Origin of the sequence: Pseudoxanthomonas sp. GM95 (assembly GCF_900109775.1) — a bacterium.
GTDB lineage: Bacteria > Pseudomonadota > Gammaproteobacteria > Xanthomonadales > Xanthomonadaceae > Pseudoxanthomonas_A.
Genome location: NZ_FOAX01000002.1, coordinates 1,191,892 through 1,205,317, shown reverse-complemented (window position 1 = coordinate 1,205,317; position 13,426 = coordinate 1,191,892). Strand labels below are relative to the sequence as shown.

The following is a 13,426-nucleotide window of genomic DNA, read 5'->3' as shown; positions in this document are numbered from 1 at the left end:
AAGAGAAATAAAGGCGGTTCACTACTTCAGTTCCAACGCCACCCGCACTGCATCGCAAGCCGCGATCAGATCCAGTACCAGCCGTTCGCTCACGTCCAGTTCGCCTTCGTACTCGGCCACGTTGCGCTGGTGGTGACACTTGTCCAGCACGCGCCACACCTCCGGACCTAGGCCCAGGGTGTGGGGCAGCACCTGGAACACGATGTAGCGGTTGCTGGCGCGATAGCCTTTGCTGCGTAGCGCAGCCAGGCAGAGCGCATGGGCGGCGTTGTAAGCCAGGTCAAAGCGACTCTCCAGTGCCAGCGATGCATTCTTTGCGTCCTCCAGCCTGGCCAGACCAGAGCGCTTGAGGCCTTCCAGCTCGCGTGAATCGGGCGGCTCGGGCGCGAGGGCCTTGCCGGGCCCTGACAGATTCTCAAGTGGCGAGTTCATCCATGCCTCCAATCAGCCAGATCTTGGGTTGCTGCAACACGCGTTGTAGAAAGGCGTTCTGGTCGCGCAAGCGTTTGGCATAGTCCTGACGCGTGTACAGGGTGGGATTAATCGGGCGGCCCAACCTGGTTGACACACCATCCAGCGCCTGCATCAGATCCGCATAGCCGAGCGCGTCAGAGACCACCATCAGGTCGATGTCGCTGCTTGCGGTGTCGCTACGCTTGGCGACCGAACCATAGACGAAGGCGGCCACGATATCGCCAGCCAAGGGCTGCAGTGCCTGGCCCATCGGCCCGGCCAGCCCGATGGTCTTCTGCACGATGCCCAGCAGCTCATGGTGAATGGGAGCATGCACATTGGCTTGGTAGCGCTTCTGATTGCCCGTGAGGACAACGCTGAGCAGGCCGGCGTTGACCAACTTGGCCAGCTCCCGCTGGACCGCGCCCGAGCCTGCGCCGGTGGCGGCGATCAACTCACTGACACTGAAATCGCGCTGTGACTGACCATAGAACAACCCAAGGACGCGTTGCTGAGTCTGGGTGAACAACGCATTGGCCATGCCCACGCCTGCCGCGCCGGCAGATTTCATCTGCCCGGACACTGAACTCGTCTCGTCGCTCTCGATACCCATATTGGGCACATTAATGCCCATATTGGGCATTTGCAAGCGACACAGTACTCCCCTGGCCGCGAATGAAAAGGCCCCGCTTTCGCGGGGCCTTTTGCGTTACCACTATCGCTTCGAACTCAGCCCTTCTGCTGCTTCAACCACGCCTTGATCTGCGGCAGGCGTTCGGCGCGCAGCTTGATGCGGGTCTTGATGCCGGTCATCGCGCTTTCCGAGGCGCGGCGCGAGGTCGGGGCGATGTACTGGTCGGCGTAGGCCTTGATCTTGTCGATCATCTCCGGCTTGGTCGAACCGGCACCCAGGCGCGGGTAGTAGCGTGCGCGCGAGGTGGAATCGACCAGCTTGTCGACCTGCTCACGGTGGCCGACGGCGAAGTCGAACGCCATGTCCGGATGCTCGCGCGCGACGCTGCCGATCATGCTGGCAGCGTTGGTGGCGCCGGGTTCGTCGGTCAGCGCCATGGCCAGCGCCTTCTGCGCCAGCGCGTCGTCCTTGGCGCCAGCCAGCAGCCCGTAATACTGGTCGCGGATCATCGACGAGGTTTCCTTCTTGGCCATCGCGTGCAGCGTGTCCCAGGTGGCGGCGTCGGCGTTGCGGGCGACGATGCCCAGCACGGTGCGGCGCAGGTCCGGCGACAGCGACTTGGGATCGGCCTGGAAGGCAGCGAAGCGACGCTTGGCTTCGGCCAGCACCTTGTCATCGCCCATCGCGCTGAGCACGGCGATCAGGCTGGAACGCAGCTGCTTGGTGGTGGACGAATCATCGGCGCGGTTGTCCCAGCCCAGCTGCTGGAACTTGGGCGACAGGCGCGCGATGGCGTACTTGCGCCACGCGGCCTGTTCCTTGGCATCGCCATCGAACATGTCGTCGAAGCCGCCCAGCGTGCCGGCCACCATGCGCCACAGGTCCGGCGAGGCATCCAGCGGCACCTTGGTGGTCAGGTCCAGCATGTCGCGCTCGGGCTGCAGGCCGACAGTGGCCAGCGCGCCGGCATCCATCATCACGCCCAGCTGGTCCACGACGGGCAGCTTGTTGAAGCCGGCGCTGAGCGTCTTGAACTGCGCCGGCGCATACAGCGTGCGGTAGTAGCCTTTCTGGCCGGCATTGACCAGCACGGGGCCATCGCAGCCGGGCAGCTTCACTTCGGCCTTGCCATCGACCAGCACGCGCACGTCCTTGCCATCGCTTCCGCGCAGGGCCACCGGCACGTGCCACTTCAGCGGCGTCTTGTCGGGGCGATCGACGGTGTATTCGCCCTGCTCCAGGGTGACGGTCGTGGTGCCAGCGGCGCAGCTGGTGCTGGCCTTGATCAGCGGGATGCCCGGCTGCAGGGTGAAGTCATGCGCGACCTGGGTGAAGTCCTTGCCAGGCGCAGCCTTGTCGATCTCGGCCCACAGGTTGTCGGTGACCGCGTTGCCGTGCGCGTGCGCCTTGATGTAGCTGCGCACGCCGGTGCGCCAGTTGTCCGAACCGACGTAGTCCTCCAGCATGCCGATCACCGCCGAGCCCTTGCCGTAGGTGATGCCGTCGAAGGCCTGGCTGGCCTGTTCGACCGTGGCCACGTGCTGCACCACCGGATGGGTGGTGGCGTAGGCATCCTGGCCCATCGCGCCGCGGCTGGTGTAGGCCGCATCGGTCTTGTCGATGTCCCACTCCGGATGCAGCTTCTGCGAGGTGCGGCCTTCCATCCAGGTGGCGAAGCCTTCGTTGAGCCACAGGTCGTCCCACCACGCCATGGTCACCAGGTCGCCGAACCACTGGTGCGCAATTTCATGCGCGGCGGTGGTGAATACGCGCTGCTGGTCGTTGACGTTGGACACGGCCGGGTCCAGCAGCAGCGAGTATTCGAAGGTGAAGATCGCGCCCCAGTTTTCCATCGCGCTGAAGAACTGGCTCTGGCCCGGCGCGGCGATGTTGTCCAGCTTGGGCAGCGGGTAGTCCACGCCGAAGTAGTCGTTGTATTCGTGCAGCACGTCGCGGCCGGCGTCCAGCGCGAACTTGGCCTGGTCGACCTTGCCCTTCTGCGCGATCACACCGATCTCGGTGCCGTTGTCGGCCTTGGTCGTGGCGCGCTCGAAGTCGCCCAGGCCGAAGAACAGCAGGTAGGTCGACATCTTGGGCGAGGTCTGGAAGGTCGTCTTCTTCAGCCCGCCGCCGATGTCCTTGGACGTGGCAATGGGCATGTTGCTGACGGCCATTTCATCGGCCGGCGCATTGACGGTCAGGTCGAAGGTGGCCTTGAAGTTGGGCTCGTCCCAAGACGGGATGAAGCGGCGCGCGTCGGAGTTCTCGAACTGCGTGTAGAGGGCGCGCTTCTGGCCATCGGCGGTGGCGTAATCCAGCGCAAACAACCCATTGGCCTGCGTGTTGATGATGCCGCTGTAGTCGGTGGCCAGCACGTACCTGCCGGGCTTGAGCGGCTTGTCGAGCGCGAAGCTGGCGGTCTGTGCATCGGCATCGACGGTGACCTTGGCGGCCATCGGCTTGCCCTTGGCCGCGGCCACGGTGCTGTTGGCGAAGGTCAGGTTGGCGGCCTGCAGCACGATGGTGTTGGTCGATTCCAGCACCTCGATGTCGATGCTGACCTTGCCGTCGAAGGTCATCTTGTCGGCGTGCGGGGTGACCTCGACCGTGTAGTGGCTCGGCTTGGCCGTGCGCGGCAGCTGGGTGGTCACCATCGCGGCGCTGGTGGCGGCCGGCGTAGCGGGCGTGGCGGGGCCGGACTGGGCGGCGGCGGTCAGGCTGGCACCGGCCAAAGCCAGTGCAATTGCGGTCACCAGGGTCTTACGCATGGACATCCTTCGAGAGTGGAGCGGCGCGAAACGCGCGCCGTACATACCCCGATGATCCCCCTGCCCCACCCGCGCCCGACACCGCCGGAAGTCATGTCAGGCCTGTCAGAAAGACCGTGCCCCGGCCCGGCGTTCATTCAGGGGCCGGTGGCCAACGCATCAGCGCTCCAGGAAAGTCCGCAGTCGCGCCGCGCCTTCTTCCAGCCGCGCCAATTCCTTCGAAGCGAAGCACCAGCGAAGCCAACCCTCACCGTCGGTGCCGAATGCGCTACCCGGCGCCAGGCCGAGTTTGGCTTCGACCACCAGCTGTTTCGCCAAGGCCAGCGCATCGGTGTGCCCGGCCAGGCGCAGCAACACGTACATGCCACCATCGGCCGGCACGACCTCCACCCCGGGCAACGGCGCCAGCGCCTGCACCAGCGTGTCGCGGCACTGACGGAAATGCGCGACCAGCGGCGCAACCGTCGCCGAAGCCTCGATCGCCGCGATCCCGGCGCGCTGCACGAACACCGGCGCGCACGAGGTGTTGTATTCGATGACCACGCCTGCCTGGCGCAGCAGCGCCGGCGGAACGACCAGCCAGCCCAATCGCCAGCCGGTCATCAGGAAGGATTTGGAAAAGCTCTGCACGGCGATCAAGCGGTCGTCGGCGTGGGAAATATCGAGAAAACTCGGCGCGGCCGTCGCACCCTGCACGTAGTACAGGCGCTCGTAGACCTCATCGGCCAGGATCCACGTGCCGGTGCCGCGGCAGTGATCGAGGATGCGCTGCTGCTCGTCGCGCGTCAGCGTCCAGCCGGTCGGGTTGTTGGGCGAACTCAGGATCAGCAGGCGCGTGTCCGGCGTGATCGCGGCGAGCAGTTCGTCCAGATCCAGCTGCCAGCCATCGGCCGCAGGCGACAGGCTGACCTCGCGCACGCGCGCACCGAGCAGGCGCGGTTGCCAGACCAGGTTCGGCCACACCGGCGTGATCGCCACGACCTCATCGCCGGCTTCCAGCAACAGCTGGTTGGCGATCATCAACGCACTCACGCCCGAGGACGTCACCGCAATCCGGTCGGCACCGATCGGGCCATGCAACGCCGAGGCATAGCTGGCGATGGCTTGGCGCAACTCAGGCAATCCCAGGTTGTGCGAGTAGAACGTCTCGCCGCGTGCCAGCGCCGCGGTGGCCGCTGCCGTCACTTCCGGCGCGGTCGGCATGTCCGACTCGCCGAACCAGAACGGCAGCACGCCCTCGATGCCGATGCCGGCGTTGGCCACTTCGCGAATCTGCGATTCGGGCATGTCCGCCACCAAAGGACGGATGCCGAGGGAGTTATGCATGGAGAACCTTTGCGGGCACATGGAGAAGGCCTGCTAGCACTCTCATTCAAGCCAGCGCCCGAACCCAAGTCAATCGTGCACCCATAGGCAACTCGCCGATTTCGCGGCCACGCGCGCATGAAAAAAGCCCCGGCTTGCGCCGGGGCCTTTTCTGGATCACACAGCCGCTTTGGATCAGGCGAACGGATCCTGCAGGACCATGGTGTGGTCGCGGTCCGGGCCGGTCGAGACGATGCTGATCGGGCAGCCGGCCAGTTCTTCCAGCGCGCGCAGATAGGCGCGCGCGGCGGCGGGCAGCTTGTCCCACTCGGTGACGCCGTGGGTGTTTTCGCTCCAGCCCGGGAACTCCAGGTACACCGGCGTGCACTCTTCCCAGCCCTGCGCATCCAGCGGCGCGTACTCGGTGCGCTTGCCGTTGTACTCGTAGGCGATGCAGATCTTCAGCTTCTCCATGCCGTCCAGCACGTCCAGCTTGGTGATGCACAGGCCGGAGATGCCGTTGATGGCCACGGCGCGCTTGAGCGCGACGATGTCCATCCAGCCGCAGCGACGCGGACGGCCGGTCGAGGCGCCGTACTCGGCACCGCGATCGCGGATGCCCTGACCGACTTCATCGTCCAGCTCGGTCGGGAACGGACCGCCGCCCACGCGCGTAGCGTAGGCCTTGGCGATGCCCAGCACGTAGTCCAGCGACTGCGCGCCCACGCCGGTGCCGGCCAGTGCGCCGCCCACAGTGGTGTTGGAGCTGGTGACGTAGGGATAGGTGCCGTGGTCGATGTCCAGCAGCGCGCCCTGCGCACCTTCGAACAAAACACGCTTCCCCTGCTTGCGCAGGTCATGCAGGATGCCGGCCACGTCGGACTTCATCGGCTGCACGTATTCGCCGAAAGCCAGCGCTTCTTCATAGGTCTTCTGGAAATCGACTGCTTCCACGCCCAGGTACTTGGTCAGGACGAAGTTGTGATAGTCCAGCGCGGTGCGCAGCAGCTCTTCCAGCTGCTTGGGGTAATGCAGGTCGGCGATGCGGATGCCGCGACGCGCCACCTTGTCTTCGTATGCCGGACCAATGCCGCGACCGGTGGTGCCGATGGCCTTGCCGCCGGCGGCCTTCTCGCGGGCCTGATCCAAGGCGATGTGGTACGGCATGATCAGCGGCGCGGCCGGGGAAATCTTCAGACGGCTACGCACTTCGACGCCGGCCGTTTCCAGCTCGTCGATTTCCTTGATCAGCGCGGCCGGGCTGATGACCACGCCGTTGCCGATCAGGCACAGCGCGTCTTCGCGCAGGATGCCGGACGGGATGAGGTGCAGGACGGTCTTCTTGCCCTTGATGACCAGCGTGTGGCCGGCGTTGTGGCCACCCTGGAAACGCACGACCGCACCGATTTCCTCGGTGAGCAGATCGACGATCTTGCCCTTGCCTTCATCGCCCCACTGGGCACCGATAACGACGACTGACTGACCCATGACGGGTAACTCCTGGTTTGTTGCGGCCATCGGGGCCGCGGACTTGGATCGTGTTGGCTGGAGGTTGGCCTTCCGGGCGTCGATCAGGCGGCCATCGGGGCCCCCTGCGCACGGCGCCGTGCCCCAGGACACGGAAAAAGCCGGTGGGTGTGCTTCTGGTGGGAAGCGCCCGGCCGGCTTTTGTGCATTATCCGGGTTTTGGGGGACCGGGGCCACCATAGGGGGCGGGAGTGCCGTTCAGGTTACGGAGGTCATGGCATCGCCTTGGCCATTCTCTGAAATCCGAGATCGATTGGCGACGCATACGGCTGAGCGACGTTAAGCGTTAGAGCAACGGCTTTCGTGCGGCTTCGCCGCCCGACCTACTTTCTTTGCTTGTGCAAAGAAAGCTAGGCAAAGAAACACACTCCGGGCGGCACGCCTGCGCTTTGCGCAGGTCCGCTACGTGGCGAGGGATTTTTGGAAGGGACATCCATGTCCCTTCCAAAAACACCGTGCATCCATGCACGGTGCCCTGCGGGTCTTTGCCTCGCCCCCTCGCCGTGCCTCACGGAGATCTACAAGCGCAAGCAAGAGCAGCACCGCGCGCGGTGCGGATTTTGCTTTTGCTGTTGCTCTGCTCTTGATCTTCAGCGCCTTCAAAGCGAGCCGAGCACCGCAGGCGGAAACGGCCGAAGAGGCGCGGGTGTTTGAGCGAAGCGAGTTCCCGCGCCGTGCCGTTTCCGGTGAGGAGCACAGGGCACCGATGCGCAGCATCGGCGAGTGTCAGGCGCTGGCGGTTTTGCTTCCTTTTGCCAAGACAAAAGGAAGACGCGCCGCGTAGCGGCGTGGAAGCCCTGCACTTGATCTCGATCAGACAAAGAAACCTTCACCCCAAAACAAAGCGAGGCGCCCAAAGGCGCCCCGCTCCACGACATTCAATCGATCAACACCAACCGGTCAACGATCACTCTTCAGGTACTGCAGGAACGGATCGTTCTTGTCCAGCACGATCACCGCATTGCCATCGGCGAACGAATTCCGGTACGCCTCCAGGCTGCGGTAGAACGCGTAGAAGCCCGGGTCGGCCGAGCTGGCCTTGGCATACAGCTGGGCCGCTTGCGCATCGCCTTCGCCGCGCATGCGCTGGGCATCGCGTTCGGCTTCGGCGGCGATCACCACCTGCTGGCGGTCGGCTTCGGCACGGATGGTACGGGCCTGTTCCTCGCCTTCGGCGCGCAGCGCGCTGGCCACCTGCTGGCGCTGGGCACGCATGCGGTCGTAGACCTCGCCGAGCACCTTGCTGTCCTGCGGCAGGTCGATCTGCTTCAGGCGGATGTCCACCAGCTGCATGCCGAGATTCTTGATCGCCGCATTAATCGAGACCAGCTGCTTGGCGATGATCTCGCTGCGGTCGCCGGAGACCAGCTGGGTCAGCGTGCGGGCGTTGATCTCGTTGCGCAGCGAGTTGGTGATGATCGGCGCCAGGCGCTTGTTGGCCGTCTGCGCATCGCCGCCGGTGGCGCGGTAATAGGCGCGCACGTCGGAGATGAAGCCGATGGCGAAGAAGTCGACCGACACATCCTTCTGCTCGGAGGTGAAGTAGCGCTCAGGCGCGGTCTCCAGGATCTGGAAGCGACGGTCGAACACGCGCGCGGTTTCCACCACCGGCAGCTTGAAGTGCAGGCCGGGCTTGAGGTCGGCGCGGGCGACGCGGCCCAGGTTGAGGACCATCGCGGTCTGGTCCTCGCGCACGACGAACACCGAGCCCATCAGCCCCAGCAGGACGGCCACGATCACGGCCACGGTCAGGGAAGTCTTCATGGGCGGGCCTCCTGGCGGCCGGTGGGTCGCGGCGGACGCAGGCTGTCGGACGCAGATGAACTGCTGGCACTGCTGTCCACGGGAGGCAGCAGCGTGTCGGTCGGCAGGCGCGGCAGGCTGGACGCCGGCGGCAGCTTGCCTGCCTGCGCGCCCGTCTCCATCGGCACGTAGATCAGCTGGCGACCGTCGCCACCAACGACCTTGCGGTTATGGGCCAGCACCTGTTCCACCGTCTCCAGCCACAGGCGCTTGCGCGTGGACTCGGGGGCGTTGGCGTATTGCTGCTCCAGCAGGGTGAAGCGGTCGGCGTCGCCCTGCGCGTTGGCGATGGCGGCCTCCTTGTAACCCTGGGCGGCGGTGCGGGTGCGCGCAGCTTCACCGCGGGCCTCGGGCACCACGCGCGCGGCGTAGGCCTGGGCCTCGTTGACCAGGCGCTCGCGGCTCTGCTGGGCGCTGTTGACGTCGTCGAACGCCGGCTTGACCTCATCCGGCGGACGCGCGTTGGGCAGGGTCAGGTCGGTCACGACCATGCCCGAGCGATAGGCGTTGAGGGCGGCCTGCAGGCGGTCCTTGGCGGCGGTGGCCAGCGGGCCGCGCTTGTTGAGCACGTCTTCCAGCGTCGCCCGGCCGACCTGCTCGCGCACCGCGCTCTGCGCGGCCTGGGTCAGCACCTGGTCGGCGGCGGCAGTGCCGTAGAGATACTGGCGCGGGTCATCGATGCGGTACTGCACGTTGACCGTGACGCTGACGATGTTCTCGTCGCTGGTCAGCACCGGCAGGGTGTTGCTGAAGGTCTGGATGGTGGTGACCTCCACATTGGTCACGCTCTCGATCGGCCACGGCCACTTCAGGTTGGGGCCGGGCTGCATGATCCGGGCGAACTGGCCGAAGCGCAGGACCACGCCGCGCTGCTGCTCGCCAACCAGCTGGAAGCTGCTGAAGGCCACCACCAGCGCTACGGCAATGCCGATCCAGCGCAGCGGGCCGTTATTGCCGCCGAACAGATTGCGCAGCTGGCCCAGCAGGCCGTCGAGCCCGTCGCGTCCCGGCTTCCAGGAATTGCGCCCCCTGCCCGGCCCGTTGCCGTTTCCGTTGTCTCCCGAACCGCTACCAGGGGTGTTCCAGGCCATGCCCACTCCGAATTGATGAATTGCACGCGTGTCCCGCAAATCCCGGGGCGCAGCGCCGTCCGATTCTACCCGCTCGCCACCGGCGTGCCCGCTGACAGGCCCGTCATGGCGCCGCAACCCCGTCAACACAAGGCCGGACACGCCCACGGCAGGATGAATCGTCCTGTCGCAATGGCGCCCATGAGCACGCAGGGATGACACCGGCGCTGGTAGGAATGGCCCGTTTTCCTTGGAAGCAGGTTGCATGTCCACGCCGATCGAGCACTACGCCATGCTGGGCGACTGCCGCAGCGCCGCCCTGGTTTGCCGCAACGGCTCCATCGACTGGTTGTGCCTGCCGCGGTTCGACGCCGAAGCGGTGTTCGCCGCGCTGTTGGGCACCCCGGACCACGGCCGCTGGCTGCTGTGCCCGGAAGACGAGGCCGCCACCAGCCAACGCCAGTACCGCGATGGCAGTCTGGTGCTGGAGACCACCTTCACCGCCGAGGCCGGCGAAGTACGCGTGGTCGACTTCATGGTCGCCAGCCAGAACGGCCACACGCACAGCCACCTGGTGCGTCTGGTCGAAGCCGTACGTGGCGAGGTCGCGATGCGGACCGAACTGGTCATGCGCTTCGGCCACGGCCACATTGTGCCGTGGGTGACCCAACAGGACGACGGCCTGCGCGCGGTCGCCGGCCCTGACCAACTGGTGCTGCGCACGCCGGTGCCGATCGAAGGCCGCGACATGACCTCGCAGGGCCGCTTCACCCTGGCCGAGGGCGAACGCACCTGGTTCGTACTGAGCCATGGCGCCTCGCACCTGCCGCCGCCGGAGGCGGTCGATCCGGACGATGCGCTGGCGACCACGCTGGACTTCTGGGAGAGCTGGTCCGGTCAGTGCGCACACGCCGGGCGCTGGAGCGAGCAGGTCAAGCGCTCGCTTGTGGTGCTCAAGGGCCTGAGCTACCTGCCCACCGGCGCGATCATCGCCGCGCCCACCGCCTCACTGCCCGAGCAGCTGGGCGGCGAACGCAACTGGGACTATCGCTATTGCTGGCTGCGCGACAGCAGTTTCACCCTGCTGGCGCTGATGAATGCCGGTTACCGCGACGAGGCTGTGGCGTTTCGCGACTGGGTCAAGCGCGCGGTGGCCGGCACGCCAGGCCAGCTGCAGGCGCTGTACGGGGTCGGCGGCGAGCGGCGCCTGGCCGAATGGTCGGCCGACTGGCTGCCCGGCTACGAGGACTCGCGACCGGTGAACTTCGGCAATGCCGCCGCCGGCCAGTTCCAGCTCGATGTGTATGGCGAACTGATCGCACTGTTCGAAATCGCGCGCATGCGCGGCATGCCGGCCGGCGCGTATGGCGACCAGCTCGAACGCGCCTTCCTGCTGGAGTTGGAGAAACGCTGGCGCGAGCCGGACGAAGGCATCTGGGAAGTGCGCTCGGGCCGACGCCACTTCACCCATTCCAAGCTGATGGCCTGGCTGGCGCTGGACCGCGCCGCGCAGAACGACGAAAGCGACTTCAGCGACGAGGACCGCCAGCGCTGGCGACAGACCGCCGATGCGGTCCACGCGGACATCATCGCCCATGGCCTGCACCCCGATGGCTACTTCGTGCAGAGCTACGGCAGCGAGGAACTCGACGCCGCCCTGTTGCTGATGCCGTTGGTGGGCTTCCTGCCGGCCGACGATACGCGCGTGGTCGCCACGGTCGATGCGATCGCCCAGCGCCTCACCGTCGATGGCCTGGTCCAGCGCTACAGCAGCCACGGCAGCGCCGACGGCCTGCCGGCCGGAGAAGGCACCTTCCTGGCGTGCAGTTTCTGGCTGGTGGAGGCGCTGGTGATGATCGGCCGCATCGACCACGCCACCACGCTCTATGAGCACCTGTGCGGGCTATGCAACGACGTCGGCCTGCTCGCCGAGGAGTACGACCCGCGCAGCCAGCGGATGCTCGGCAACTTCCCGCAGGGCTATTCGCACGTGGCCCTGGTCAACGCCGCCTACCGCCTCAACGATGCCCACAACGCCACGCGCACCAGCGCAGAGGTTCATGCATGACCGATACCATATCCCCCGGCGTCAGCAATACCGATGCCCTGGCTCCGCCCTGCCTGCTGGTGCTGTTCGGCGCGCGTGGCGACCTGGCCCGCCGCCTGGTGATCCCGGCGCTGTACAACCTCAAACGTGCCGGGCAGCTGGATGAGCGCTTCGCCATCGTCGGTTTCGACCATGGCGATATCAGCGAAGCGTCGTGGCGCAAGAACATCGGCGATGCACTGCGCAAGCAGGCGTCTTCGCGCGGCGGTGAATTCCAGGCCGATGGCATCGACGAGGACACCTGGCGCTGGCTGAGCAAGCGCATGTATTACCAGCGCGGCGACTTCACTGCCGCCGCCGACTACCGCGCGCTCAAGGCGCGCCTGGCCGAGCTGGATGGCAAGCACGACACCCAGGGCAACGTGCTGTTTTACCTGGCGACGGCGCCACGCTTCTTCGGCGCAGCCGTGAAAGAACTCGGCCGCGCCGGCCTGGTCAAGCAGGCTGAAGAAGGCCCGTGGCGCCGGGTGATCATCGAGAAACCCTTCGGCCACGACCTGGAAAGCGCGCGCGCCCTCAACGCACAGGTCGCGCAGGTGCTGGCAGAGGACCAGGTGTTCCGCATCGATCACTTCCTGGGCAAGGAAACGGTGCAGAACATCCAGGCGTTCCGCTTTGCCAATGGCCTGTTCGAGCCGGTGTGGAATCGCGATCGCATCGACCACGTGCAGATCACCGCCTCGGAGACCATCGGCGTGGAAGGCCGCGGCAGCTTCTACGAACCCACCGGCGCGCTGCGCGACATGGTGCCCAATCACCTGTTCCAGCTGCTGGCGATGGTGGCGATGGAACCGCCCAGTGACTTCACGCCCAAGGCGATGCTGCGCCGGCGCTCGGAAGTGATCGAAGCCGTGCGTCCGCTCGCGCCGGAGGATGTGGTGCGCGGCCAGTACGCCGCCGGTTCGGTCGACAGCACCCAGGTGCCCGCGTACCGCGACGAAGACACCACCTCTTCCACATCCGAAACCGAAACCTACGTGGCGATGAAGCTGGCCATCGACACCTGGCGCTGGGCCGGCGTGCCGTTCTACCTGCGCACCGGCAAACGCCTGCGCACGCGCACCACCGAGGTCGCGATCCGCTTCAAGCCCGCGCCGCTGGCGCCATTCCGCAACACCGCCGTCGGCGGTTACGGGCCCGACTGGCTGGTGCTGCACATCCAGCCCGACGAAGGCATCTCGCTGCAGTTCGACGTCAAGCGCCCTGGCTATCCGGTGGCGCTGGCGCCGGTGCGGATGGACTTCCGTTATCGCGACTGGTTTCCGCAGGAAAACACCGTCGGCTACGAGCGCCTGCTGCACGACTGCATGCGCGGCGAGGCGGCGTTGTTCCAGGATGCGGCGATGGTCGATGCGGCTTGGCGCATCGTCCAGCCGGTGCTCGATGCCTGGGCGCACCAGCCGGCCACCGAGTTCCCCAATTACGCCGCCGGCAGTGCCGGTCCGACCGCCGCCGATGCGTTGCTGGCACTCGACGGCGGCCGCACTTGGCGTGCTCTGACGCCGGGCCGCACGCGCCCACCGCAGCGTGCACGACCGAATGCCGAAGTCAGGAAACCCTCAAAAAAATCCACCGCAGCCGCAGCCAAGCCTTCAACCCCGGACGCCTCGGGCAAGCCCAAGCGCAACGCCGCGAAGAAAGCGACCACACCTGCCGTGGCGAAAAAAACCGCAGTCAAAAAGCCCGCGACCAAGCGCGCCAGCAAACGGGCGCCCGCTTCCCGCTGACGCCACGACGCCACCTTCGACCGCACGCAACA

The 13,426-nt window shown here is 66.2% G+C and carries 9 protein-coding genes; 2 read left to right on the top strand and 7 right to left on the bottom strand.

Annotated features, from left to right (window positions below; translation table 11 throughout):
- Nucleotides 1-21: 21 nt before the first annotated feature.
- The 7 genes from BMZ17_RS13380 to hflK all read right to left on the bottom strand — a co-directional run bounded on the left by BMZ17_RS13380 (nucleotide 22) and on the right by hflK (nucleotide 9,581).
- Nucleotides 22-432 (bottom strand): hypothetical protein, encoded by a 411-nt coding sequence (locus tag BMZ17_RS13380; RefSeq protein WP_093139044.1) that lies wholly within the window; start codon nucleotides 430-432, stop codon nucleotides 22-24.
- Entirely contained in the window at nucleotides 416-1,066 is a 651-nt protein-coding gene (locus BMZ17_RS13375) for a transcriptional regulator (RefSeq protein ID WP_217645798.1), read from the bottom strand. The genes BMZ17_RS13380 and BMZ17_RS13375 overlap by 17 nt, the downstream gene beginning before the upstream one ends.
- Nucleotides 1,067-1,182: 116 nt before the next feature.
- Nucleotides 1,183-3,855 (bottom strand): M1 family metallopeptidase, encoded by a 2,673-nt coding sequence (locus BMZ17_RS13370; RefSeq protein ID WP_093139777.1) that lies wholly within the window; start codon nucleotides 3,853-3,855, stop codon nucleotides 1,183-1,185.
- 159 nt (nucleotides 3,856-4,014) lie between these two features.
- Nucleotides 4,015-5,181: a pyridoxal phosphate-dependent aminotransferase gene (locus tag BMZ17_RS13365; protein ID WP_217645797.1), complete on the bottom strand. Its 1,167-nt coding sequence runs from the start codon at nucleotides 5,179-5,181 to the stop codon at nucleotides 4,015-4,017.
- A 174-nt stretch (nucleotides 5,182-5,355) separates the two neighbouring features.
- Nucleotides 5,356-6,648: an adenylosuccinate synthase gene (locus BMZ17_RS13360; RefSeq protein ID WP_093139042.1), complete on the bottom strand. Its 1,293-nt coding sequence runs from the start codon at nucleotides 6,646-6,648 to the stop codon at nucleotides 5,356-5,358.
- Between the two features lie 939 nt (nucleotides 6,649-7,587).
- The gene (gene hflC / locus BMZ17_RS13355) at nucleotides 7,588-8,451 is read right to left on the bottom strand and encodes a protease modulator HflC (RefSeq protein ID WP_093139041.1); all 864 of its coding nucleotides are present in this window, start codon (nucleotides 8,449-8,451) and stop codon (nucleotides 7,588-7,590) included.
- The gene (hflK, locus tag BMZ17_RS13350) at nucleotides 8,448-9,581 is read right to left on the bottom strand and encodes an FtsH protease activity modulator HflK (RefSeq protein WP_093139040.1); all 1,134 of its coding nucleotides are present in this window, start codon (nucleotides 9,579-9,581) and stop codon (nucleotides 8,448-8,450) included. The genes hflC and hflK overlap by 4 nt, the downstream gene beginning before the upstream one ends.
- A 244-nt stretch (nucleotides 9,582-9,825) precedes the next feature.
- Here hflK and BMZ17_RS13345 point away from each other — a divergent pair, with 244 nt between their 5' ends.
- Nucleotides 9,826-11,628 carry a glycoside hydrolase family 15 protein gene (locus BMZ17_RS13345; RefSeq protein WP_093139039.1) on the top strand — a complete coding sequence of 601 codons (1,803 nt, stop codon included), beginning with the start codon at nucleotides 9,826-9,828 and terminating at the stop codon, nucleotides 11,626-11,628.
- A complete protein-coding gene (gene zwf / locus BMZ17_RS13340; RefSeq protein WP_093139038.1) occupies nucleotides 11,625-13,394 on the top strand; it encodes a glucose-6-phosphate dehydrogenase in 1,770 nt (589 codons plus the stop codon). The genes BMZ17_RS13345 and zwf overlap by 4 nt, the downstream gene beginning before the upstream one ends.
- Nucleotides 13,395-13,426: the final 32 nt, after the last annotated feature.